14 protein-coding genes are annotated in these 26,150 nt (G+C 48.8%); 7 read left to right on the top strand and 7 right to left on the bottom strand.

Translation table 11 applies throughout. From position 1 onward, the window contains the following. Positions 1-182: 182 nt before the first annotated feature. The 3 genes from OLMES_RS04515 to OLMES_RS04505 all read right to left on the bottom strand — a co-directional run bounded on the left by OLMES_RS04515 (position 183) and on the right by OLMES_RS04505 (position 12,164). Positions 183-2,966 (bottom strand): beta strand repeat-containing protein, encoded by a 2,784-nt coding sequence (locus OLMES_RS04515; RefSeq protein ID WP_087460156.1) that lies wholly within the window; start codon positions 2,964-2,966, stop codon positions 183-185. 84 nt (positions 2,967-3,050) lie between these two features. After that, entirely contained in the window at positions 3,051-11,333 is an 8,283-nt protein-coding gene (locus OLMES_RS04510; protein ID WP_087460155.1) for a beta strand repeat-containing protein, read from the bottom strand. A 369-nt stretch (positions 11,334-11,702) separates the two neighbouring features. Beyond that, positions 11,703-12,164, bottom strand: a complete 462-nt coding sequence (locus tag OLMES_RS04505) for a hypothetical protein (RefSeq protein WP_087460154.1) — start codon at positions 12,162-12,164, stop codon at positions 11,703-11,705. A gap of 446 nt (positions 12,165-12,610) precedes the next feature. On the opposite strand from OLMES_RS04505, the gene OLMES_RS04500 reads away from it, so the two are divergent. The 7 genes from OLMES_RS04500 to OLMES_RS04470 all read left to right on the top strand — a co-directional run bounded on the left by OLMES_RS04500 (position 12,611) and on the right by OLMES_RS04470 (position 21,678). Further along, positions 12,611-13,405: an ABC transporter permease gene (locus OLMES_RS04500; protein WP_087460153.1), complete on the top strand. Its 795-nt coding sequence runs from the start codon at positions 12,611-12,613 to the stop codon at positions 13,403-13,405. Then, the gene (locus tag OLMES_RS04495; protein ID WP_087460152.1) at positions 13,402-14,625 is read left to right on the top strand and encodes an ABC transporter ATP-binding protein; all 1,224 of its coding nucleotides are present in this window, start codon (positions 13,402-13,404) and stop codon (positions 14,623-14,625) included. Before OLMES_RS04500 ends, OLMES_RS04495 begins: the two co-directional genes overlap by 4 nt. 53 nt (positions 14,626-14,678) lie before the next feature. Then, on the top strand, positions 14,679-16,043 hold the full coding sequence (locus OLMES_RS04490; RefSeq protein ID WP_087460151.1) for a methyltransferase domain-containing protein: 1,365 nt from the start codon (positions 14,679-14,681) through the stop codon (positions 16,041-16,043). 138 nt (positions 16,044-16,181) lie between these two features. Then, entirely contained in the window at positions 16,182-17,285 is a 1,104-nt protein-coding gene (locus OLMES_RS04485) for a glycosyltransferase family 4 protein (RefSeq protein WP_087460150.1), read from the top strand. Continuing rightward, positions 17,282-18,685, top strand: coding sequence for a glycosyltransferase (locus OLMES_RS04480; RefSeq protein ID WP_087460149.1), 1,404 nt, complete (start codon positions 17,282-17,284; stop codon positions 18,683-18,685). Before OLMES_RS04485 ends, OLMES_RS04480 begins: the two co-directional genes overlap by 4 nt. A 30-nt stretch (positions 18,686-18,715) precedes the next feature. Next, complete coding sequence (locus tag OLMES_RS04475; RefSeq protein WP_087460148.1) at positions 18,716-20,128, top strand: MBOAT family O-acyltransferase; 1,413 nt, start codon at positions 18,716-18,718, stop codon at positions 20,126-20,128. A 14-nt stretch (positions 20,129-20,142) separates the two neighbouring features. Beyond that, a complete protein-coding gene (locus tag OLMES_RS04470) occupies positions 20,143-21,678 on the top strand; it encodes a hypothetical protein (RefSeq protein ID WP_157678133.1) in 1,536 nt (511 codons plus the stop codon). On the opposite strand, the gene OLMES_RS04465 is transcribed toward OLMES_RS04470, so the two are convergent. The 4 genes from OLMES_RS04465 to OLMES_RS04450 all read right to left on the bottom strand — a co-directional run bounded on the left by OLMES_RS04465 (position 21,647) and on the right by OLMES_RS04450 (position 26,131). Further along, entirely contained in the window at positions 21,647-21,946 is a 300-nt protein-coding gene (locus OLMES_RS04465) for a hypothetical protein (protein WP_087460146.1), read from the bottom strand. The two genes, OLMES_RS04470 and OLMES_RS04465, sit on opposite strands and share 32 nt — an antisense overlap. A 3-nt stretch (positions 21,947-21,949) precedes the next feature. Then, positions 21,950-23,131: a glycosyltransferase family 4 protein gene (locus tag OLMES_RS04460; protein WP_087460145.1), complete on the bottom strand. Its 1,182-nt coding sequence runs from the start codon at positions 23,129-23,131 to the stop codon at positions 21,950-21,952. Between the two features lie 112 nt (positions 23,132-23,243). Continuing rightward, positions 23,244-24,632, bottom strand: a complete 1,389-nt coding sequence (locus OLMES_RS04455) for a TolC family outer membrane protein (protein ID WP_087460144.1) — start codon at positions 24,630-24,632, stop codon at positions 23,244-23,246. A 170-nt stretch (positions 24,633-24,802) separates the two neighbouring features. Next, on the bottom strand, positions 24,803-26,131 hold the full coding sequence (locus OLMES_RS04450) for an HlyD family type I secretion periplasmic adaptor subunit (RefSeq protein ID WP_087460143.1): 1,329 nt from the start codon (positions 26,129-26,131) through the stop codon (positions 24,803-24,805). Positions 26,132-26,150: the final 19 nt, after the last annotated feature.

Genomic DNA, 26,150 nt, shown 5'->3' with positions numbered 1-26,150 from the left:
TGCCGATTCCTCGATTTGGCAGAGCCTCCCATATTTTTTCCTGTTGTACAACTGATGTTTCCCCAACAAAAAACCCCCAACTTCAGACGAAGCTAGGGGTTTCTCTTAAGTTTAAATACCTTACTCTATTAACTTGCCAACAGACTAAGCTATCGACAAATCACTAAAGAAGTTATTTTAACTTACACGAAGTCTGCAGTAGTCAAAGTACCTGTCAGACCAGTGATGTCGATCAGCAACTCAGTACCAGCATCGAAGGTTCCGTCACCATCGGTATCTTGTACCAGGAAGGACTTACCGTTCAGATCACCCGCGTTTGCAGTCAATACTTGAACGTGGTTAGCCGTTGCAGTGGTCAACAACGCATCGATATCAGCGTTGAAGCTCGCTGCACTGATAGAACCAGTCGCTGCAGCAACTACAGAAGCAGGTACGTTAGTTACGTCGAAGTCATCAGTTCCCGCTACGAAATCGGTTACAGAGTCGTTCGAAGTTACAGTCGCGCTGCTGGAATCAGCGATAGTGGTGTATACGAAAGTATCAGCACCCGCGCCACCAGTCAGAGTATCTGCACCTGCTTCACCTTCGATTACGTCATTTCCAGCATTACCGGAGATGTTGTCATCGAAGCCAGAGCCGTTGATGGTATCAACGCCAGCACTACCTTTATACAGAACAGCTTCTGTAGTGTTAGTCGCATTAACGTTCAACGTTACGTTACCAGTCGCAGTAGATGCGTCAACAATGTCTACTTGATCAGTCAAAGTACCGATAGACAGATGCGCAGCACCACTGATGTTCAATGTACCCAGACCATCAGCATTCAATGTAGTGATGGTGTTGGTTACAGTTGAAGGATCAGTTGCAGAGGTCGTTGAAACCAGGCTTACAGTCTCAATCGCATCAAAAGTCAATGCAGTTTGCGTAGCAGAAGCAGCAGGGTTCATGGTGAACGTGAAAGTATCGCTCAAAGAACCAGCGGTATCAGCACCAGTTTGTACAACAGTCAATGCAGTTTGACCAACACGCACTTCAACGTTAGTGCCTTCAGCCAAAGAAGTGATTGTATTGTTCACATCAGCCGTGAAGACCAGCTTGTCGATTCCGCTCAGGCCCGCAGCATTGATCGCACCAGTTTCATCGGTGATGATGTTCAGCATGCCAGTGTGAGCAGAAGCGTTCAAAGAACGTGCACTCAGAGCGTAGTCAGCGGAAGCTACAGTAACAGTAGAATCTGCAGAACCGGTGATCACAGTGCTGTTGATCGCGTCAAATGCAGCAGTGGTGTTAGGATCAAACGTGAAGGTGTTACCTGTACCCATCAGCGCGATGTTCAGAGTTTCCAGATTGTTAGTACCGGTAGATGCAGCTTGACCTACAGAAACAATTGCGCTGGAGCCAGAAACGTCAGTGATGCTCAGAGACAGTGCGTCAGCAGTACCCGTGAACGCGTCATCTACAAATTCCAGCAATGCAGTCTTGTTGTAGTTACCGTCAGTAGTGTTACCTGCAACAGAGAAAGAAGTTACTGTATTTTGAGCGTTGTCAAATCGACCGTTACCCGTACCCGTGATAGACAGCTGGCCAACTTGAGACGCATTGGTCAAACCAATTGTCGCTGCGTTTGCACGAGAGTCCATGTTGATGATGTCGATGCTGTCCATGGTAGGATCGCCAGCGTCAGTAGACAGACGAGAGTTCAGCGTGTCAGTACCGCCCAGACCTTCCAGAACGTCACCGTTGTTCAGGGTTCCCAGACCAGAAGTGAACACGTCATCGTTCGCATCACCAGTGAATGCATCGTTACCAGTAGTCAGGGTGAAACCGCTACCATCCAACAAAGTAGTTTCGATGGTGATGGTTTGACCGTTAACAACAGCTTGCAGCGTGTAATCTTCTGGCAGCTCAGTGATAGAATCAGTCTGAGTGGTCAGAGTGAACTCTGCACTGCTGCTACCTGCTGGGATAACAACGTTTGATGGGTTGAAAGAACCTTGGTCAAAGTCGTTCAGGTTAGTATCGTTAGTACCTTGGTTCGCTGCAGTCGCATCGCCAGGAACAACGCTGAAGGAAACAGTTGTGTCTTCAGTTACAGGCACTGCAGTGGTCAGTGTGTAAGTAACAGAATCACCTTCTTCAACTTCAGTGATACCTTGAGTCAGGGTGTATGGGTTAACATCACCGATGGTTGCGGTAGCAGAAGCTGTAGTGATGCTTGCGCCGCTTGCATTGCTCAGAGTCAAAGAAACGCCTTCGCCGTCTTCTGGGAATGCGTTGTCTTCGCTTGCTGCAACAGTGATGGTTTTAGTGGTTTGACCTGCTGCGAAAGTCAAGGTACCTGTACCGGTGTTGTCAACGGTACCGTCAACAGTGATATCACCGTGGTCAGCAGCAGTTGCACCGTCTTCCAGACCAATCGCGAAATCAACAGTAGTTGTTTCCAGTTGTGCAGGGTTCAAAGTCACAACGAAAGTCAGATTCCCGCCTTCGTCAGTACCCGTTGCCACAACGCTCAAGCCAGAAGGCGTAACGGTATCTTCGGCGAAGTCACCCAGATCAGGTTCAGCACCAGCAGTAGTACCAGAAACCGCAACCGCGTCAGCACCGTTGGCCAGCTCCAGAGTGCCAAACATAACCGCAGTACCGATGGTCAAAGCAGCGCTTTCACCGTCAGCGAAGGTTACTGTGTTGGTAGAAGATGCGCTGGCTGGAACCATTACAGTCTCGCCAGTAGTCGTGTGAGTCAAAGTAACGGTAGTACCGTTAGCTGCAACAGTGTAATCAGTAGAGTCGCCAGACAATACTACAGTATCGTCGCCGCCACCCAGTGCAGTCAGGTCAACATTTGCGCCAGCTTCAACCAAGATATTGTCCGCTGCGCTTGTGCCGATGATTTCCCAGTCGATGTCGTTGTTCAGAGAAAGTCTGTTACCAGCATCTGCGTCAGTTAATATAACTTTTGCCATTTCTAAATTCCTTTATGATTTTAATCACATATTTAGGTTTCGCTTGAACCCCGTGCTACAGATTGTAGCACGGGTTTCCTACTTTTAGGCTACAACAATGTCGCCAACAGTCAGAGCGTTGAACTGATCTACAGTGAAGCTAGATCCCCCTACGCCAACCAAGGTTACTTCACTCACAATACCGTTATTGTTCAGAGTAACGCTTGCGCTGGTACCATCGGTTGTAAAGCCGGCTGCTACGTCTTCAATGGACACACCGCTGAAGCTCAGCTGATCGTCTGCACCGAAGTTTTCGATCTCCACGTTGTTTGCAGTTGCAAACAGATCAGTGAAGTTGAAAGAACCAGTACTTGCATCGATAGTTGCTGCAGTAGTGTCTGTTCCTTGACCATCAATGCTTTGATCAGTCAGATCTCCACCGTTACCAGTGTCACCTTCAGCAGGAGCGATATCACCTACGTCAAGCGCATTGAACTGATCAACAGTGAAGGTTGAACCACCAACACCTTCAAATGTAACCGTGCTTACTACACCGTTGTTGTTCAGGGTAACTGTAGCGCTAGTTCCGTCAGTAGTAAAGCCTGCCGCAACGTCTGCTGCTGTTACACCAGTGAACTCGATAGAGTCATCTGCACCCCAGTTCTGAATAACGACATTGTTAGCCGCTCCGAACGAGTCAGTAAACGCAAATGCGTCTGCGCCTGCATCGAAAGTTGCTGCTTCAGTGTCAGTACCCAGACCGTCCAGATCCTGATCAGTATCAGTATCAGTATCAGTATCGGTATCGGTATCGGTATCGGTATCAGTGTCTGTATCGGTATCAGTGTCTGTATCGGTATCAGTATCGGTATCAGTGTCTGTATCGGTATCAGTGTCTGTATCGGTATCAGTGTCTGTATCCGCTACACCTGGGTAAGTTGCATCCAGATCTGCTTCAGACAGTGCACCTTCACCACCGAACTGAGAGTATGTAGTGCTGATAGCACCATCAACGATAGTCAACAAGCTGTCTTCGTCCAACAGGTTGAAGCTCAGACCACCGTCAACACTTTCATTCAATGCATCCAATTGTGCTTGAGAGAAAGTAACTTGAGAGTGGATGTTGATCGTTTCGATGTTAGTCAGATCCGCTTCACGGAAGTCTGCAGTACCCCATACTTCCAGAGTATCGGAACCATCACCACCATCATAAGAGTCAGTGCTTACATCAGATGTTGCTTGACCGTTTACAATTGCGCTAACAGTTGCATCGAAGTTCAATGCCGCACCGGAAGCCGCGTCGTATTCGTCAGCACCAACTTCACCAACTACAACGATTGTGTCGCTACCTGCACCACCTTGGATATCGTCAACGCCTTGGCCACCTGCGAATACATCATCACCGTTACCAGAGAAGTCACGTACCGCTGGGTCAACAGGCAACCAATCTGCAGTGCCTGTCAATTGACCTAGAGGCGTATCTTCTACGTTACCCAGGCTAGACTTGAAGGTAACGATCAGGGAGTTTTCAACTTCATCGTAAGTGATGCTTGCGATGTCGTCAGCGTTAGCGAAGCTGGATGGGTTAGCAGTCCACTCACGAACAAATGCTGCACCAACTGCGTCTGCATCGTTACCCGCAACAACTACGTCACGGATAGTCGCGCCTTGCGTTACAGTGAAGCCGTCCAGAGTTGCAGTTTCACCTGCTGCCAGACCATCACCATCGATTGTGTAAGAATGCTCTTCAACAACATTGTCGCCGCCGTTGAGGATATCATTGCCTGCACCACCGCTGATGATATCATTGCTTCCGCCACCAGTGATCACGTCATTACCCGCACCACCGATTACAACAGAACCACGACCGTTGGTATCAACCACTTCAACAGTGAAGTCAGTGCCCGCAGTTACTTTGCTCGCCAGATCCAATTGATTACCATCAAACTCAACCAGCTCACCACCGTTGGTGTTCTGAATCTCACCTGAATCCAGGTTCAGAACGATGTTAGAATCAGTGGTTGCATCGCTGAAGGTAATACGATCGAAACCGTTGATATCCAGGATATCTTCCAGATCTCCAACAATGATCTCTGGAGTATCATCTGCACCGACGAAGGTTGCAGTCAGGTCTGAACGGTTGGTTACTTCAGAGATGTCCAGGATAGTCCAGTCAACACCGAAGAAGTTCAGATCTTCTTCGATACCATCGCCACTCAGGCCAGTACCGATTTCCAGATCAGATGTGATCGACATTGCGATGTCGTTAGCCAGCGTAACATTACCAAAGGAATCGTTAGTCAGCTTGAGAGTATCACGGTCTGCGTCTGGATTATCTCGCAGTTCCAAGGTCGCTGCGAAGCCATCCAGATCTTCAACGGTGTAAACGTCATCACCAGCACCGTCACGTAACACTTCGAAACCGGTCAGGATCATGTTGACGGAGTCAGCACCTTCACCGAAGGTTACTTCCAGAACGTCAGAGTTACCTTCAGATTTACCCAGAACGAACGCGTTATTGTCAGTCAGACCTGCCAGGTTAATGGTGTCATCATCAGACTGAGAAGCTTCGATACGCAGTGCACCTTCAGCTACAACGTTGTTGCTGTTGTATGAAGTGATGGAGTCAACGATACCCGTACCTACACCATCAGTGTTCAATGCCTGGATGCTCAACTCGGAAACACCGTCGGTCAAATCATCAACGGTCAACTCGATACCACGAGTTTTCTCGTTGTAGTTCACCTCGTTGTTACCGCCACGCAGGTTCACGATGTGAGAAGTTGAAGCCTGATCATCTGTGAATTCCACGCGCTCGTTGCGGTCAGAACCTTCAATGCGGTTCCACTCTGCATCGATTGCTTCAGGAACAGTCTCACCACCAAAGTCTTCTTGGTCGTTATCAACGATCTCAACCAGAGACAGACCGGAGAATGGCTCGGAAGCTTCACCGGAGCTCACTTTCGACAACAATACAGTACGAGAAATAGTACCGGTTGCTGCATCATCAGTACCGTCAGAGTCGCTGCCGTACTGGATCAGGAACGTTTCGTTCTCACCCAGGAACTTCTCGCCGTTAGTCAAGTCGATTACGCTCTCGCCTTGAGAAGCAACAACACGCTCAACACCTTTCAACAGATCGATACGGTCGCCCGCGTCAGTCATTGAAGTGGTTGGGTTAGCGATCATGTCATCAGCGCTGTCGTCGTTAACCATAACGTTCAGGTCACCAGTAGATTCGCCAGTCTCCAGAGAGAAGTCCAGAGCGATTGCTACAGTGCCGGTTTCGTTGTAGTAGCTAACAGTGTCAGTACCGGAATCCAGATCGAAAGTGTACTCGCTAACGTTTACAGACTCTGGAATATCACCTTCATCGTTCGTGTTAGCCGTATTTTCGCCAATGGTACGCAGATCAGATACAGACAGACGTTGAGGAGCGATAGACTCATCGCGCATATCCAGCATGTCGTAGTTCATGAAGGAGTCGAAGATCAGATCCGTTTCTTCGGTACCGTTTGCTACATCTTCACGGCTATTGGTCATCGTATCAGCAACACGAACCCAATCGTTACCGCCAGAACCTTCAACATTTTCGAACTGAGTGATACCACCGATAACCAGCTCTGTTCCGCCAGCTGCGTTGTCGATATCGCCATCAGTGTAGTCAACAACAGCACCGGTAGACAGTGCAGACACGTCCAGCGTATCGTCTTCCAGCGTGCCTTGTGCAGTGTTACCTTCGAAGTTTACGAACTCAACGCTGCTCAGGGTATCCGTTGCAGTGATATTACCAACACGACCTGCAGTCATTTCTACGCGGTCAGTATCCGTTGAAGAGTTAACGACTACGGTTACGATTGGCTCTGCACTCAGAGGGTCACCAGAGATGCCAGTGTAATTGTTCATGTAGATCAGCGCATCGTTACCTTGGCTTGCAGAGAACAGGTTGTTCTTAGCCGCTTCAGTTTCATCGATGAACACGGTGTCGTTGCCTAGACCGGCTTCAACATTCTCAACACCGTCTACAGACAGAACAACGTTGGAATCCAGAGGCACAATATACTCTTGGTAGTTCGTGTTTTCTGGATCGATTGGATCTGGCTCAACGTTATTGTCATCCGTTGGATCAATATCGAAACCAGCACCCGTGTTAACCCAGACTTCACCTTTGCCGATAGTGTCGTTACCAGCAAATACATCGTTGTTAGTCAGGTTGTAAGTGATACCGTCTGAGTCAGTAGACATAGAGGTTACATCCAGAGTGTCGTTACCCTGACCGTTACCTGCAGTTGCCAGACCAGTACCCGATACAGTACGGATGTTTTCGAAGTTGGTGAACAGAGTCGTGTGATCCGCAACGCCGTCATTGTCTTCGTCGATAGTCAGTGTACCTGCACCACCTTCAGTCAGGATGATACCGGAACCTGTACCCTGATAGTTGTTCAGAGTGACGGTGAAAGTCGTTACACCAGACTGGAAGTCATCTTGTTGTGCCAACAGGGTATCACGGAAGTAAGGAACGAATTCCGCACCACCAACCAGACCGTTTGCAAACTCTTCCAACTGCTCAACCAGAACGATTTCAGCAACGTCTGAGTCGCCATCACGCTGTGCAGCTTCATACGCGTTCAGAACTTCAATTTCGCCTTTGGTTTGACCAACGGTACGTACGTAGTACAGATCCTTACCACCGTCTACCACGTCTGTACCGGATACAGCGTCAGCAGAAACGATGATACGGTCATCACCAGTACCACCAGAGATGGTGTCGTTACCCAGACCACCGATCAACAGGTCATCACCGTGCAGCGCGAAGTTTTCACCGATCGTTGCGGATACAACCTGGTTGTAATCAGAAACGTAGATGCCTTGATCAGTCATGCTGTTAACCAAGTCACCGTCAGCAGTGATATCACCACCAACCAGGTCATCAGTACCCGCATTGATAACGATTGCTTCGGAACCTACCAGCGTGTCACCCGCATCCAGAGCGGTTTCCAGGATCGCACGAGAGTTGTGTGCAACACCCGCTTCGTCGATGTAACCTTCCGCACCCCAGAACAGAACGTTTTGGTCGTCCAGCTCGTTGTTACGGCCGTCGAAGTCCAGGATCAGAACTTGGTGAGCAGAGATGTTGTCAACGTGAGAAGACGCCGCTTCACCACCAGACAGGTTTTGAATCTCAACAACAGGAGTGTCGATGAATACAGTTTCTTCACCGTCATACTGGTCTTGAGCTACTGTCAGACTGGTTTCGTTTGCATCAGCTGCATTGATCTTACCTGCTGCAGTATCATCATCCATAAAGGAGTTGATGAAATCAGCCATACGCGCGATGAATGCAGTCTGGATTTGCGTCTGGCTTGCAGTTGTGGTGTCTTCACCTGGGATGTGGTTGCCATCGATATCTTTACCAACGCACAACTCGTACTCAACACCGTTGATGGTGATGGTTACGACATCTTCAGTCGTCAGGTTAGTGAAGGTAATTTTGTACTTCTGGCTTTCAGCAATACGGGTACCGTCTTCAGAGAAGTCGATTACCAAGTCTTCTGCGTATGCAGTGTCACCCAGAGACAGGGTAGAACCTTTGATCGCATTGTCGTCAACGGCTTCGTTGTCTGCACGATCTTCGTATGCTTTGTAGATCAGACGATCTTCTTGCTGGATCGGATCAGGCGTACCTGCAACCTGGCGCAATACGATGTCAGTGTTCGCAGGCAATTGACCGTCGATGAAGCCCCAAGAGCCTTCTTCGATTGTAGAGTCGCCAGAATCAGTGATTACGATGGTGTTGTCATCGAATACTGTTACAGAGAAAGACTCAAGGAAGTCAAAACCGTCTTCTGCTGCTTGAGTTGCGATAGCCGCTTCGATTTCTGCAGCGAATGCAGCAACAGTTGTTACTGTAGTCATCGCATCAGTTTGCAGCGTCAGGGTTTCGCCATTAACAACCAGAGATACAGACTCCAGAGGAATGTTGGTCAGCTCAGAATCAACGCCTTCTTCAGGATCGTCGATTGTCAGAGTCAGAGATGCGCCGGAAACAGAAGCATCACCACCGATTGCGAAGTCACGTACGTAACCGCCATCTGCGAATTGACCGTTAGAGCCGTCCCAGATGCCGTCGCCGTCTTCGTCAGCTTGACGGTGAATTACGTCAACGTCATCACCTTTTGCATCACCATCGATTGCGAAGATGAACTGGTCAGCACCGTCACCACCGCTCAGGTAGTCGTTACCTCTACGACCTTCGATGATGTCGTCACCCGCATCTGCGTACAGACGGTTATCAACAACGTGAACGTCATCATAAACCAGTGAACCCAGACCGTGGTCAGTGTTGTTGTCTGCACCGTCAGAACCGCGCAGATCCAGGTTTACGTCGCCCAGGCCAGCGTAGTTTTGCTGGTTGTCGAAGTTCAATTCTGGGTTGTTAGTACCGGAAGCCAGGTAGTCAATTGCACCCAGACCGGTAGCAATAACGTTTTCGAAACCAGTTACCGCGCCAGCCAAAGTAGAGTTGGTTTGGCTCTGAGAAGCAGATTCGTTACCGCCAGTGCCTTGACCTTGCTGTGCAGGCGCACGCAGATCGATACGCAACCAGCCGTCAGCAGTCAGATCTGCAACAGTTGCAGTACCGGCTACGTTGGATTCAATCCACAGTGTATCGCTGTCAGTACCGGCTGCTGCTGCCGCCGCGTCACCAGTGTAAGTACCGCCGTCCAGTTCAAATACAACGTGGTCAGAACCGGTACCACCGATCAGGGTGTCAACACCGTTGTTTACAACGCCAGCTGCGTTCGGGTTGTTTTGGATGTAAGCCAGGTCGCCACCGAACAGGATGTCGTTACCTTCTTCACCGTCAACCAGGTCGTTATCGTAACCTGCGATGATGATGTTGTCGGCCAAAGAACCACGGATATCCAGCTGAGCAGAAGAACCCAGACCGTAGTTAGAAGAACCGTCTCCCGCGTGGCCTTCGCCCGCACGACCACCGATAGTGGTGTCCATGTCGTTCAGGAAGCCGTACAGGTTACCAGAAGCGTTGATGTGCTCAACTTCTGACATGGTGATACCAACGCCAGAACGAGTGCTCAAGAACTGGTTCTCTTCACCACCTGCGCTCAGGAAAGTAGGTGCCGGGTTCAGATCGATAACAGTCGTTTCGTCGTCGTCACTTGCTTCAATCAACAACCAGTCAGAATCTTGTGAAGATTGACCTACAGCGTCAGTGTTGCCTTGGCCAGCTGCACGGTCATCAGTGGTGTTACCACCGTCGATAATCAGGTTATCACCGTCGGTTGGATCCAGCAGAGACAGCTCAGCGAAGAAGAAGTCTGCGTTACGACCACCAGCAAGGTAATCAGCAGTAGAAGGAATGTTGTTGCCTGTAGTACCGTATTTGGTATCTTGCAGGAATGTGTTGGTCAGGCTGTCCCATACGAAACGACCTTGTGCAACACCACCGCCGGCCAGGAAGTCGTTACCGATTCCGCCCAGTGCAGTATCAACACCCAGACCACCCAAGAAGATGTTACCGTCGGTGTTTACACCGTCGCCCGCAAAACCAGTACCGTCGAAATCGATGTCGCCAGTAAAGTTGTTTTGCTCATCAGCTTGGTTCAGCGGGTTACGTGCATAAGCATCAACGATTTCGAAACCATCGATATCCAGAGGGCTGTTGTTTTCAACGCCGTCACGATCAATCACGCCATTATCGTTAAGGTCAACACCAGTGATTTGATCTTCTGGGTCGGTGAAGTCGATGCGAACAGTTTTGTCGCCAGTCAAACGCATAGAGTCTGCGCCAGCTGCATCTTCAGACGCCACATTCAACCCAGGAACAACACCCGGAATTTTGTATTCATCAACGAAAGTGTCAATTGCGCCAGCAGCTGCATCAACAGATTCGTCTGTACCATCCACTGCAGCGACCAGTGCACGTGCATCGGCTACTTGCTCAGCACCGTATTCAACGCCAGTGATTGCTGTGGTGAAATCTTTAGCAACAGCAACCTTGTTCGCAACAACTGTTGCATCTGGGTCACCCGCGTCGATACCACCTTGCAGAATAGCCAAAGAAGCTTGTGCTGCAGAGATAGTGCCGTTTTCGATAGACTCTTGCCAGAATGCGATACCGTCTGCGTCGCCGTCACGGTTAAATGCATTTTGGTAAATGGCATTCAAGCGCTCTTCCAGGGCCAGGTCGCCCAGGTACGCAGCGTATTCATCAGAGTTTGCAAATGCGTCAACAATTGCAGTCAGGTCACCACCGTTGTTATCAAGCTCCTGGCACCAGAATTCCAGGCCCGCTTGGTCGGCCGGGCGGCCGTAGTAGGCAATATATGCCTGTTGGACTAAATCAATAGAGGCTGAACTTGCCATCTAATATGCTCCTTTATTACACAAAGTAAGACGTCATCATTAAGTAGACATCCATATAGACACTTAACGATATATATATCTGCAGATACATATAGCGCGCCAAATTTTAACTTCTGACATTGCGTTGTCAAACCAACGGGATAAAAACCCGACCTGATTGCACAACCCAACTCCAGAGCAATGGACCAACCAATAACGGAAAGCGCAAACCCATTACCGGATTGATTCAAAGACTAACACCAAAACACAAGTTGTCAAACAGTTAGCAACAGTACTTAACAAAGCACTTTAGCTTTTTCTCGTTAACTGCTTGTTACAGTTTTTAATTTTCGAAAAAATAAGCTGTTTAACAATTTGGATTTCGGGACCTTAAGTGGACATCACTATACTGGGTAAGCAAACAGCACTGCCAACCATGGCATATAACTTATTCACTACACCAGCAGGATAAGTGGGAAAAATTACCACGTCAAGTTTTTCGATCAATATATTTGTACTTTTTTGACCCGATCTCGACCGCGCACAAAAAACCGCAGAAGCACGCAAAAACGAGGCCAACACCGTGGCACGGGAAACTAAAAAAGACACAAATGAGGCAAAACCAATCGGCATCACGTTACGAACAATACGGCGTGATTTGGTTTTTAGGTGTTTGTTCTGGCGGTCTGCGATTCGCTGATGGGCAACGCTATCCAGTTTACGCAAACTGAAAGCCCATTTAAGAGAGACGACCCCAGAGCGGACGTTCCTGCTCTTCGCAGGCATCCGAATGAAAGGTTGGATTGTGGAAAGGTTAAAATCAGCTACCAATGCTTTAAAATTCTTATTCACTTCTATGCGCTTTAATCCAGCAAACTTGAAACCATTTTGTCAGACAAAAAAACGCTCAATAATTGTTCGCAATTAATAATGGTATCTTTTGCGTCAAATTCAAGGAAACCCCCTCAAATTTTTTTCACAAACCACTATTTTTCTCTGCGCGAATGTACATTTTCAAACGCGCGCTAGTTTACCCTTGTTGTCTAGGCTTTCACACCTAAATTTTGCAACTTTGTGTATTAGGTGATCACGTTTTTCACTTGCTCTATTTTTTACCAACTTGATTGACTGCCTTCATTTATTGTTCCCCATATAAAGGAAGGAAGAGTGGTCGACACAATCCTGCCATCACCACACCATCACCACATCATCGACGTTCGTCTTAGGCGCGATTGAATTGTATTCAGTTTCAATACTGCTAAAATACGCGCTCTTTTTTACCGGAGCCGCAGCAGTCCATGCAATTGATTAACGCCATCTGGTCGTATCGCGCCTTTATTGCAGGCAGCGTCAAACGTGAATTTCAAAGCCAGTACAACGGCTCATTACTGGGAGCCTTGTGGCTTGTACTCAATCCGCTGGCCATGGTGCTGATTTACACACTGGTCTTCTCCCAGGTTATGAAAGCCCGCCTGCCCGGCATGGACGACACCCTGTCTTACAGCATCTACCTTATCGCCGGCATCACCACATGGACTTTTTTTTCCGAAGTGGTCTTACGCTCAACCACAACGTTTATCGAGCAAGCCAATCTGCTGAAAAAGGCTGTATTCCCGCGGATATCACTGCCCATCATTATTCTGATATCCAGCAGCATCAATTTTGTGATCATTTTTTCGATCTTTATGGGCTTTCTAGTCGTGATAGACCGGGTGCCGGGACTGGTTCTACTCGCATTCATCCCGCTATTATTACTGCAACAACTTATCGCCATTGGTTTAGGCTTATTATTGGGCACACTGAATGTATTCTTCCGTGACATCGGTCAGTTTACGACGATTATGTTACAGTTTTGGTTCTGGCTGACACCGATCGTTTACCCCGCCTCCGTTATTCCGGACTGGGCGCGCGATATTTTGTTCACCTGGAACCCCATCGCCCCGATTGTGCAAGGCTATCAAACCATCGTATTGCAACAACAGTGGCCGGACTGGACCAGTTATTATCCACAACTGATACTCGGTATCGGGCTATTTATCCTGAGCTATACCTTGTTTCGGAAACTCTCTGCAGACATGGTGGATGAGTTATGATCAGAATATCAGTCAATGCCATTAGCAAACGCTACAAGCACTATCCAACACACTGGGCCCGACTCTCGGAATGGCTATCCCTGGGACGCATCGAGGGACACGAGGCCCGCAACGTTCTGAACCATATCAACTTTGTGATTCATGATGGGGAGTCAGTCGGCATCGTTGGCCAAAATGGTGCAGGAAAGAGCACACTGCTGAAAATCTTGACGGGTACCACCAAACCGACCTCCGGCACAGTTGATGTCCACGGCGAGGTTGCGGCGCTACTGGAGCTGGGCATGGGCTTTCATCCGGACTTCTCAGGCCGCCAGAATGCGATTATGGGCTGCCAGATGCGCGGCATGAACGGTACTGAAATCGAGGCTGAAATGGATAACATTATCGCATTTGCCGAGCTCAGCCATTGCATCGACAAACCGATTAAAACCTATTCCAGCGGTATGCAAATGCGCCTCGCTTTCAGTGTGGCAACCTGTAAACGCCCCGACGTATTAATTGTTGATGAAGCCCTGTCTGTTGGCGACGCCTACTTTCAACACAAGTCCATGGCCCGAATCCGGCAGTTCAAGGAACAAGGCACTTCCCTGTTGTTTGTTTCCCACGACCCTGCGGCTGTCAAAACACTCTGTGACCGGGCGATACTGCTCGACGATGGGGTACTGATAAAAGATGGCCGACCGGACGACATACTGGACTACTACAACGCCATGATTGCCAAACGGGAAAAGGATGAAGAAATCCAGCAGGTGGAAAATGAACAAGGGGTTCGTGTCACGCGCAGTGGCAATAAAAAGGTCGAACTGAATCGAATCGAGCTGCTGAACGAAGCAGAGCGCCCAACCCGCGCCTTTCAGATTGGCGAACGCGCAACGCTGCAAATTACATTTACCAAACATGAAACCGTGACCGATGCCACCATCGGGTTGTTGATCAGAGATCGACTGGGTAACGACGTATTCGGCACGAATACATTCCACCTTGATACCTGTTTACCCGACCCCCCCGGAGAATACTGTCTGAATTTCGATCTTGGCCTTGAGCTGGGTACGGGAAATTACTCCATCACCATCGCATCACACACACTGGACTCCCATGTCTCCGACAATCATGACTGGTGGGATCAGGCTCTGGTGTTCCAGATGGTTCCCAATAACGCGCATGCATTTATCGGCATCGCCAATCTGCCCGTTACCGCCAGGCTCTCAGCCTCGTCGTAACAAGGTCACAACTCATCAAGATCACATCCGGTGTCGAAAGAGCAACAGAAACTATGTCCCAACCGAAACAGCAATATCACCCTGAAATCAACAAGGAACGTATCTTCAAGGCGCTGAATGCGGCAACGGCGAGCAAGGCGAGCCCAGCAGAATACGACATCCCGACTCTGGATCCTGTTGACCTCTACCCCATTCCGACACTGGTGACCAGTGAAACACTTAAAAGCCAGACTGCGCCGTCCGTATCGACAATTTACGACGTACTGGCCTTCCATGATCGCCAGTTTATTGAACTCGCCTATGATTTAACACTCGGGCGTTATCCCGATGAATCGGGCATGCAGAATTACCTGCATCAACTCCGATCCGGACAATGTGATAAAAAAGATGTTCTTGCACGACTGCTGCTGTCACCGGAAGGTCGAGGTGGAATTGGCAAGCTGAAAGGGTCTTTGCGGATTATCTCCCGCTATTTGTTGACCAAAATACCGATAATTCGTTTTCTGGTGGATTGGTTGATTACGCTCGTGCGCCTGCCCAGAGTGGTTCGCGCCTTGAATGCACATCATCAGTACCAACTCGGTGTGGGGCGAGATCTGGTCGATCATGCACAACTGCTTGCGCGCAACGAATCAGAGAATATGGAAATTCTGAAAAGCCGAATCAACGAGCTGTCCCGGCGCGCCCCATCCCGGGAAGAAACCGAACACCTGCATGAGTTGCTGCGCAAAAGTGAACTCGCAAGTTATGGTGCCTTCGACGACTTCTATCGGCAACTGGAAAACCGGTTCAGAGGGCCGGAGACAGAACTTGCCGCTAAGTTCAACCACTATGATGCCTACATTGACCGTATTTATAATGATGAACGCATCAGAGAGCCCCGCGCTCTGGATTTGGGCTGTGGCCGTTGTGAATGGCTCAACTACGTTGCAGCAAAAGGTTTTGCCCCCACAGGTGTGGACAGCAATGCTGCGATGATGGAAGGTACAGTGAATCCGCAATTAACGCTGGTGCAGGACGACCTGTTAACCTATCTGCAAAGCGTGCCCGATAACAGCTTTTCAATTGTCTCGGCGTTTCATGTCATTGAACACCTGCCTTCGGGATATCTATTGAACATGATCAAAGAGGTTTACCGGGTGCTGCAACCGGGTGGAGCAATGTTATTAGAGACCCCTAACCCGCAAAATCTGATTGTTGGCAGCCATACATTCTATATTGACCCCACTCACTTACAGCCGGTGCCGCCACAACTTGTCGAATTTATGGCAGAATACAACCAGTTTCTAAGTGTAGAGTTGATCTTCTCGAGCCCGAGTACGGACAGCCTGAAAAACGACCAAAATGACCCAGGCCTGGCTCGTGTTGATAATTTGTTATTTGGCCCTCAGGATTACGCTGTCTGGGGTCGCAAATAATCAGGTGACCCGCAATGAGCCCACAAATATAGAGATGAGCATGAGTGTCATATTTATGTCATCACTGCTCGATACCCTCGGGCTCCCGATACACCGGACGTAAACACGACACAGAGAAAGAATTAACAATACGGCCCTATGAAAATAGCACTCCTGAATACACAAGTTCCCTTCGTTGTCGGTGGCGCAGAAATGCATGCCGATAACCTCAAACATGCCCTGATCGAACATGGCCACCAAGCTGAACTTGTTTCGATTCCATTCAAATGGTATCCGCCGGAAAGAATTCTGCAAAATATGATGGCTTGCCGAATGCTGGATATTACGGAAAGCTGCGGCGATAAAATTGATCTGGCCATTGGCCTGCGCTTTCCGGCCTATTTAATTCCCCACCCGAATAAAGTGCTGTGGATTCTGCACCAGTACCGAACGGCTTATGATTTGTGGGAGAGCCCGCTGTGTGACCTGAAGCACTATCCCAACGGCGGAGAAGTCCGTGCCGCCATTGAGACTGCAGACAGAGCGCTGTTACCTGAGGCCAAGGCCATTTTCAGCAACTCACAAAATGTCAGTAATCGACTGAAAAAATACTGTGACATTGATTCCACGCCCCTCTACCACCCGCCTCCCAATGCAGAACAGTTTTATTGCGAAGGCGCAGAGCCCTATTTTTTCTACCCCAGCCGAATCACCTCAACCAAAAGACAATCCCTCGTAATTGAGGCCCTCGCGCTGACACAACAACCTGTCGTAATGTATTTTGCCGGCTCAGCAGAAGAACCCGATTATGAAAACAAGCTCAAGCAAAAAGCGGCGGAGCTCGGTGTCTCGGATCGTATTAAGTGGCTGGGACGGGTTACCGATCAGGAGAAACGACAATTTTACGCGCGAAGCCTGGCGGTGGTCTTCCCCCCGGTTGACGAGGATTACGGCTATATCACACTTGAAGCCATGTTATCCCGAAAAGCCGTAATTACGTTGTCCGATTCGGGCGGGCCACTGGAATTTGTACTCCCGGATGAAACCGGGTTTATCTGTGAGCCAAGTGCTGAAAGCCTAGCTAACCAGCTTGACCATTGCTGGTCGATTCAAGCTCAATTGAAACAAATCGGCGAAAACGGTTACGCTCACTACCAAGCAAAAAATATCAACTGGCATACTGTCGTTGAATCGCTAATTTCTTCCCCCGTTACAGCATCTGTCGATGGTGATCTCGCGCAAGACAAGGGACATCAGAAATGAACGACTCAACGAATATGACCCCTGGCACCAAACCCAAAATCAACTGGTTTTCGCCGCTCTTACCGGACCGGACCGATATAGCGCATTACACTTACCGAATTTTACCCGCGTTGGCGGCACATTTCGAAGTGACCCTCTGGGCACCTGAGCGTTGCGAATTTAAACCTTATCACGATGCCCCCATTGACGATGCACATCTGAATCAGCAACAACGGGCCGCGCAGAAGCTGCAGGTCTGCATTGCTGAGCACGACATCAGGGTCAAATTTTTTAATCCAGCAGAGCCGGACTGGTATACTCTGAATTCAGCAGACCTGACCTTCTACAATATTGGCAATAACCGCCATTTTCACAGTGAAATATGGCAAATCAGCCAACTTAAGCCCGGTATCGTGATCATGCACGATCACTGTGTTTTCCATCTGATTGTCGGTGCATTACTGGAAGAACATCGCGACCAGCAAGGGCTTGAGAACCTCTGCCGCAAGCATTATGGTCCCAAATCTGTGCTGGATTTCGACCGCTACTGGAACAATGACCCGCACAAACCCACTGTAGAAGATCTGGCTCGGGCCTATCCCTTTGACGGCGCTTGCGTTACCAATGCAACTGCCATCATTACCCATACACAGGTGGCCGCCGATAAACTCCGCCACTATGAGCGTCCATTACTGCAGTTACCCTTACCTTATGATATCGCCGACACATTACCGGACAGAACTGCATTGTATGACAAGCCAACCCAATTCGAGCTTGTTATCTTTGGCTACCTGGGCACAAACCGGCGGGTTATCGAATTTTTGAACGCATTCGCGCAGCATCCTCACCGCGAAGCGTTCCGGCTACGAATATTCGGTGAAATCTGGAACCCGAAATTACTGACTGAGTGCCTTAAAGAGCATTCCCTCGCGGAACGGGTCACGATTGAAGGTTTTGTTGAGGATGAGACTTTAGATAACGCACTTCGAAATGCCCATTTGGTTATCAATCTGCGCTACCCATCTATGGGCGAAGCGTCCGGCTCGCAGCTGAGACTGTGGAATGCCGGGTTACCCAGCCTGGTAACCAATGTCGGCTACTACGCAACGCTGCCTGATGATGCGGTCATTAAAATCGATATCGAAAACGAAGCTGTAGAGATTCAAAAGGCGTTGACGCGTTTGCTGGAGACGCCCGAGCAAATCGCGGCACTGGGTGTAAATGGTTTCAACTACCTGAGACACCACCACCAGGCCAATGACTATGCAGTATCACTAAAGCAATTTACCGATAGCATAGACCTACGCGGTGCACTCATCGACAACTATGCAGAATCTACCCGACAGCTCGGGACAGACCCTACCTACCGGCAGACGGTGATTGCGAACAGTATCGCAGAGCTAGTGAACATTGATGGTTAGCACCTCGACGAACATGGATTATCGCTGAAGATGCTATTCAATTCCTCGCTGTTTATCTTTGTATTCTTACCCATAACCGTCGCGGTATATTTTGCGCTCAATCACAAACAAAAGCGCTCTGCAGCCAAATTCTGGCTGGTATTGGCCTCATTGTTTTTCTACGGCTATTGGAATCCGCTCTATCTACCGCTAATCAGTGCCTCGATTCTCATTAACTATGGCCTGGGGTTGCGACTCAGGGCACATTCAAAGAAAGCAGAACTCATTTTTGGCATCACCTTGAATGTTGCCCTCTTGGCGTATTTCAAATACACCGACTTTTTTCTTGAGAACCTGAATCACGCCTTCAACACCGATATTCCGCTTCCAGAAATTATCTTGCCCCTGGCAATCAGCTTTTTTACCTTCCAGCAAATCGCGTATCTTGTCGATTGCTATCGAGCAAAAACCGATGAACATAACTTCCTGAACTACAGCCTGTTCGTCTCCTTCTTCCCGCAATTGATCGCAGGCCCGATTGTTCATCACAAGCAAATGATGCCGCAATTCGCACAATTGGGGCAAAGCAACGCACATTGGGACAACATTGCCAAAGGCCTTCTAATCTTTTCCATTGGCCTGTTCAAGAAAGTCTTCATTGCCGATCATTTTGCGCTATGGGCTGACAGTGGTTATGCGCAAGTCGACCAACTCAGCAGTGCAGAAGCCTGGATCACGAGTTTGTGTTACACCTTTCAGCTGTATTTTGACTTCTCCGGCTACAGCGATATGGCAATTGGTGCTGCGCTCCTGTTTAACATCAAGCTACCGATGAATTTCAACTCGCCCTATAAAGCGGTCAGCATTCAGGATTTTTGGCGTCGTTGGCACATTACACTGTCTCACTTCCTGCGAGATTATATTTATATTCCGCTGGGTGGAAATCGTAAGCGTGAAATTCAAACCTGCAACAACATACTGATTACGTTCCTCATCGGTGGACTGTGGCATGGTGCAGGGTGGACTTTCGTGATTTGGGGTGCGTTACACGGTCTGGCACTTGTTATACACCGAACCTGGCAAGGCACAGGCGTTAAAATTCCCCGCCTTGCAGCTTGGGCGCTGACCTTTTTATTTGTAAATTTTGCCTGGATTTTTTTCCGTGCCGATTCCCCCGCCCAAGCGATAAACCTGATCGAGAAAATGCTGATTCCGGACATAGCACATCCCTCGCCGAGCTTCAGCGTTCTAACCAATGCAACCGATTTGGGTCTGTACGGGCTTGCGATGCATCTAGCTTTTTTTGCCATTCTTGCTTTCCGGGGGCGGAATTCCATGCAAATCCTGAGCACACAACGCCACTTCCATCTGGGTCATAGTGTATTCATTTTAGTGACACTGCTCTACACCTATATCAGTGGATTAAACAGCCATGCTGCGCCATTTCTATACTTTAATTTCTAGTGCCTTAAGACATCATGATGACCGTTAATTTCCTGCGCAACTGGACTGCGAAACAACTTGTTTTAAGCCTGATTATGTTAGCCCCGGTTATTTTGGCTGCTTATGTCTGGACCTTAAATCATTATCTAAGCCGAGGAGAGGAACCTGCTCTACTACGGCAGGCATTGGTAAAATACAGCAAAGGCTATTCACCCAAAATCGTGGTCGTCTCCGGCTCAAATGCGCTTCATGGTATAGACTTCATGCAAATGGAAAAGCATTTTAAGCAGCCGGTCATTGCTTATGCTGACAACGGCAGCTTTCCATTACAGCACAAGCTCAACGCACTGACAGACGCGCTGGAGCAAGGTGACACCCTACTGCTCCCACTTGAATGGACTCTGTATACCTACCCGGACACACTGCCGGATTTTTATCTCGACCATTTGTTCAATCCTGATGGCGCATTTAACTTTGAGTATCGAAACTTACCCTGGTTAGACCGACTTGACTTGCTGCTACTGCAAACACCTTGGAGCCATGCAAAATATGGCCTTTGGCACAGTCTGCGGTCAGGGTTCAATCTAGAAAAAAGGGGTACTTTAGTATGGCCTGCGGATCAACTGGAGCTGCCGGATACACGCGCCCGTGGCGGTATCAATGACCTCCCCCCCGAACAGTTCCCTGAAATGTCACCCGAGTATTGCGATGCCTACATACTGGGTCGATCCCACAGCCGTACGCTAAGCAAGGCTTTTCAAGAGAATCTTGCAACATTGGATCAAATAGCCCAACGCGGAGTGAATATTTTGTTCACTTGGCCAGTTGTTGTCGATCAGCTCGATCATTACTGCTACACCTCCAATTTGAGCTCGAATTTGCAAGTTTTCGCAGACAAAATTACAGACACACTCAACCAACACAATTTCCAGATGCTTGGACACTACAAGGACTTTGCCTACGGCAGCAATTGCTTTTTAAATACCTATTTCCACATAACGCCCGAATGTGCCACACAGAATACCACGAAGCTTATTTCATTTATGGAGCACAACAACCCGGGACTGAGGCCAAGCAAAGAAACCCCGCCGCCCACCGCTGCATTCAATCAATACATATTGCAAAACACAAAGCTTGACCTACGCCCCATTACACTCAACAAGTTGATCAAAGTTAATCGGGACACAAAAAACTGGCGCGATGTTCTCCACTTGGAAAGTGGCTGGTCAGAGCCGGAAGAGACGTCAGTCTGGTCAAGCGGGAAGCGGGCATCATTAAAAATCAAGCTGGCAGATCAACAGCAACCGCTGTATCTCAGTTTGAAGGGCCATTATTTTAATGGCAACGAAAAAACTCGCGTGCTGATGAATGGTGAGGAGGTCGGTCAGTTCGATTTGTCTTCAGCCCAAATTGCATTGCCAGCTGGGCAAACACCACATTTGACAGTGGAGTTTCAATTTTTGAGTGCAATTTCGCCTAAATCACTGGGCCTGTCTGGTGATGACAGAGCCATAAAGTTCGCTTTGCAAGCCTTGATGCTTACCACAGAAGCAGACCCGATAGACATGTAACGCATGCAGCCAAAGTGATACCAACGGCATTAGCTAACATATCATACCAGCAGAAGCCGGAACCATAGAAATGATCCCAGATTTCTTTTCCGACGCCGACAAAAAACGAGGTCAGTACGGCACCAAACAACGATGTGAATGGCAACATTAAAACCACAATCCAGAAACTGTACCAAAAATGTTTTTGTTTATCTTCTTCGAATAGCTTTTCGATCAACGCATTCACTCTTGATTCGTTTCCATAGGATTGCCGCAACTTCACATTCATGCCTCAGCTCACCTGTTTCAATGCGTGAATCAAATTCGATGCCGATGACGACCAGGTATACGCCTCTGCATATTGCTTTCCGCGCGCAGCCAACGACTGATTTAGTGCAGAGTCGGACAGCACTCTCTCAAGGCCAAACGCAATACTTTCGACGTCATAGGGATCAACCAGTTCCGCGGCACCGGCGGCGACTTCAGGCATGGATGCCTGATTGGACGTCAATACACAGGTTCCAGCGGCCATGGCTTCCGCTACCGGCATGCCAAACCCCTCGTAAAATGAGGGATAAGCAACGAGCTCGGCCAAACTGTATAGCACAGGAAGGTCACCCGAACAAACATACCCCAAACGGATCAACCCGCCACGCGCCTCGAGTTTGCTGATTAACTTTTCGAATCCGTTCATTCGCCAACCGTCGGCCCCGGCAATGATCAAAGGAAATGCTTTCTGCAAAGACTCCGGCAAGCTCGCAAACGCATTCAGCAACCCAAGCAGGTTCTTCCTCGGCTCTAACGTACCAACCGACAGGATAAACTGCTTGGGCAAACCATATCGTTCACGGACTTGAGATTGTACTTTCTTTGGCCAAGTCGTCCGAAAAACATCCGCTACAGCCGGAGGCACAACCGAAATCACCTCTTCGGGAACGTCCAGTAAATTTATAATTTCAGACTTGGAGAACTCCGAAACCGTAATCACCTTCGCCGCAGTACGGAGAGACTGCAACAACTGCTTCTCCATCAACCGGACCCGGTCAACAGGATGGTATTGCGGAAACCGAATGTGCGACAGATCATGTACCGTCGTAACCGCAGTACCTGCTAAGGGCAATAACAGGTAGTTTGGCTCCCAGTAGACGTAATCGCAATATTGCGCTGCCCGGCGACGCGCTTTTACAGCCATCACCCGGTGTCTCATCTGCCTTGCGCCGGGAATCGCAGCCACATAGCGGCGCATTGTCCCCGATGGCTGCGAAGGACTGCGCCCGGGTTCAGCACCACAGTTGTGCTCCAGCTCGCACATTCTTTGCCAAAGCTCATCCATGGTATAACACTGCGTGGTCGAAATACCCTGAATATCTTGAATATGCGGAGCCTGATACAACTCCTTCAACAGGTTCAGGGTGTAGTACCCGATTCCAGTCAGTGGCCCTTGCAGGCAAGAAACATTCACCACTAATTTCATTGAACTGCTACTTCATAAAACGACAACGGTATGGCGAAAAACTGCACGCCCCCTTTGCTCAAGCCAAAGGGAGACAGAGACAATCGGGCATTAACCCGTTTCCGGACGAGCACTAGTTTACATTCAACAAACGATTGATATCTTCTACCGTCGCTAAGGTCAACTCGCCACTGAGGTACTTCAAACGGAGCCAGGATTTCAGATAGTTATACCGGGAAAACTGCAGATCCCGCTTCGCCTGATAGGATTGCTGGAGAGACTCAACCACATCACTCACTGTCACAGCCCCTAATTTAAAACTGGTATTCATCGCCTCGTAGGACTTTTCTGCGGAATTAACACGGTACTGGTTTGCCGTAATCCGCTCCAGACTGGAACGGGCATTCACCTCGGCTTCCCTTGCTTGCTTTGAAACTTCCCGGGAAAGGCGCTCGTATTCCAGCTTTTCCATTTGCCACTGATTAAACGCTTCGCGGGCACGGGCTGAAGTAGTGCCACCGGAATAAAGAGGGATATTAATGTTTAGCGCTGCAACGGTGGTTTGCGAACCGTCTGTTGCCGAGTTATCAAACCCGATATCACTGTCCGAATAGCTCAACTGAAAATCCAGAGTGGGTAAGTGACCCGCTTTCATCCTGCGGTAATTCGCCTCTGCCGCGCGAAGCGAATCGGTCAATGCATTCAGCTGCAGGTTATTTGCCAATGATGCTTTAACCCAGTCGGCTTCAGGATCCAAAACCGGAAGGCTGAATTTATCGGGAAAAGCAGCGTAATCCTGAACAAATCGACCGGTCAGTTCGGCCATCGCTTCTTTGGCAATATCCAGGTTACCCTGAGCCTCAATACCATCGGCAACAATGGTGTCCCGCTTGGTTTGCACATCCAGCAAATCAGTAATTCGAACCATCCCTTTTTCATAAAGACGCTCAAACTGCAACAACTGGTTCTCGACGGTTTCTTTTTCGGCTTTTACCAGAGCCAGATTGTCTGCACTGGACAGAACATCGATGTAACGCTCAGCAGAATCCAGAATAACCGTTGCCAGCGCATCACGCATGCGCCACTCGGATTGAGAAACCTGATAACCTGCACGCTCGATATTTTTGAATGCTTCCCAGTTAAACAAAACCTGGCTTGCTGAGACCGTATAACGTTCCCCTGTGTAATCAGATTCCTCATCCTGGTCGACAGCATTACCCAATAGTTTCCGCTGGTTTTGAGTTAGCGTACTGCTCGCCCTTACTTGTGGCAGCACCTGACCAAATGCCTGGTCATCCTGCGCTTTTCGAATCTCCAGCTCAAACTCAGATGACTTCACCCGAGGGTCTTGCTGTAATGCTTCCTGAGTTAACTGTTGTAAATTATCTGCGATGCCCAGCGAGGAAAATCCCCCAACCATGGCAAAAATCACCCACTGTAACTTTGATTTACGGCGACGATGCATACTGCCTTGATTCCTTTTTTGATTCGGTAGTCGGGAAGAAGAAAACAATGTACCCATATTTTGGTCAACCTTGGCCTGTTACCATCATTGGTGGATTTGTATTGTTGATAATGATTGCGACATCATAATTGAAAATAAGAAACGCCGGATTTGTTCCAGTTTAGGTGGACAAAAACCGGCGTTTTTTGCGGCTTCAATAATTAAAGCCGGTAAGCCTGATCACAGTATTAATCTTCGATGAGAGAAACAGCAAAAGCATCTGTAATGGGCTGAACGATATATTGCCAGAGTGTACGCGCTCCGGTGTTGATCAGGACTTCAGCTGGCATTCCGGGCAATAACTGCAAACTGCCCAGTTTTTCACGACTCTCCGGGGTCAAGCGCACCCGTGCCAAATAGTAAGGCACACCACTTTTTTCATCGACGAGGCGGTCTCCGGAAATATTGATCACGCGACCTTCTACTGTGGGCGTAGTACCGGATTTAAATGCACTGAATCGAACCTCTGCGAGCATATCCGGTTCAACGCGATCAATATCAATCGGCGAAACCTGTGCTTCCACAATGAGCTCTTCACTTTGGGGAACAATATCAAGAATCGGTGTGCCTGCGGCGATAACACCACCGATGGTATGGACAGAAAGACCGAGTACGCGGCCCGATTCCGGCGCAGAGATACTGGTACGCGCGACCGTATCCTTCACTGCAGCCATGCGCTCAGTCACGTCAAACAACGTCGCCTGAACCTCGCCCAGCTGATTCACGACTTCAGTCTGAAATTCTTTTTGTAACTGCAGAATCTGCAATTCGGTTTCCCCGATACGGGTTTCAATCCGGGCGATATTAGCCACATTTTCAGCGATTTCACCTTTTAAACGTGCACTGTTTCGCTCCAGCTCCCGCAAACGTTGCTTCTCTGCCAACCCTTGTCCAACCAGCTCACGGTAATCGGCAACTTCTTCATCGTAGGACTTCACCAACTCTTTCTTGGCAGATTGAACTGCACTGACACCGACGATCTCTTTTTTCAACTGCTCAATGCGTTGCTTCAAGACCGCGATTTCACCTTCATGGGCACGCTTACGTGCGGTAAACACTTGATCCTGACCGTGCTTCGCATCCATAACTCGGGCGTCATCCATGGTCATGAGCACATCGGGATAGCTTATTTTTGCCAACCCATCCCGTTCCGACAACAAACGCGCTTCCATTGATTTCTGGGTAATGAACTGCCCGTTCAAAATACCGAGCTGTGCTTTAGCTTGGGTATCATCGAGCACCAGCAGCACATCACCTTTTTCGACCATATCACCATCACGCACCTGAATCTCGCGGACAATACCGCCTTCAAGGTGTTGCACTGTTTTACGATAACTTTCTACAGTCACCACGCCAGGCGCTAATGCCGCACTATCGAGTGGTGCAAATGCTGCCCAACCACCAAATAAACCAAACGTAATTCCAACAATAACCAGACCGATAATTCTGAAAATTCGGTCATTTGTTTCCACTTCAACAGCCTTGACTGTATCAATTTTGGCAACAGATTCAGACATTCAATATACTCCTTAAGCA

This window comes from Oleiphilus messinensis (assembly GCF_002162375.1).
Lineage (GTDB): Bacteria > Pseudomonadota > Gammaproteobacteria > Pseudomonadales > Oleiphilaceae > Oleiphilus > Oleiphilus messinensis.
The sequence above is the reverse complement of the archived record's forward strand: the minus strand, read 5'-3'. Positions and strand labels throughout refer to the sequence as shown.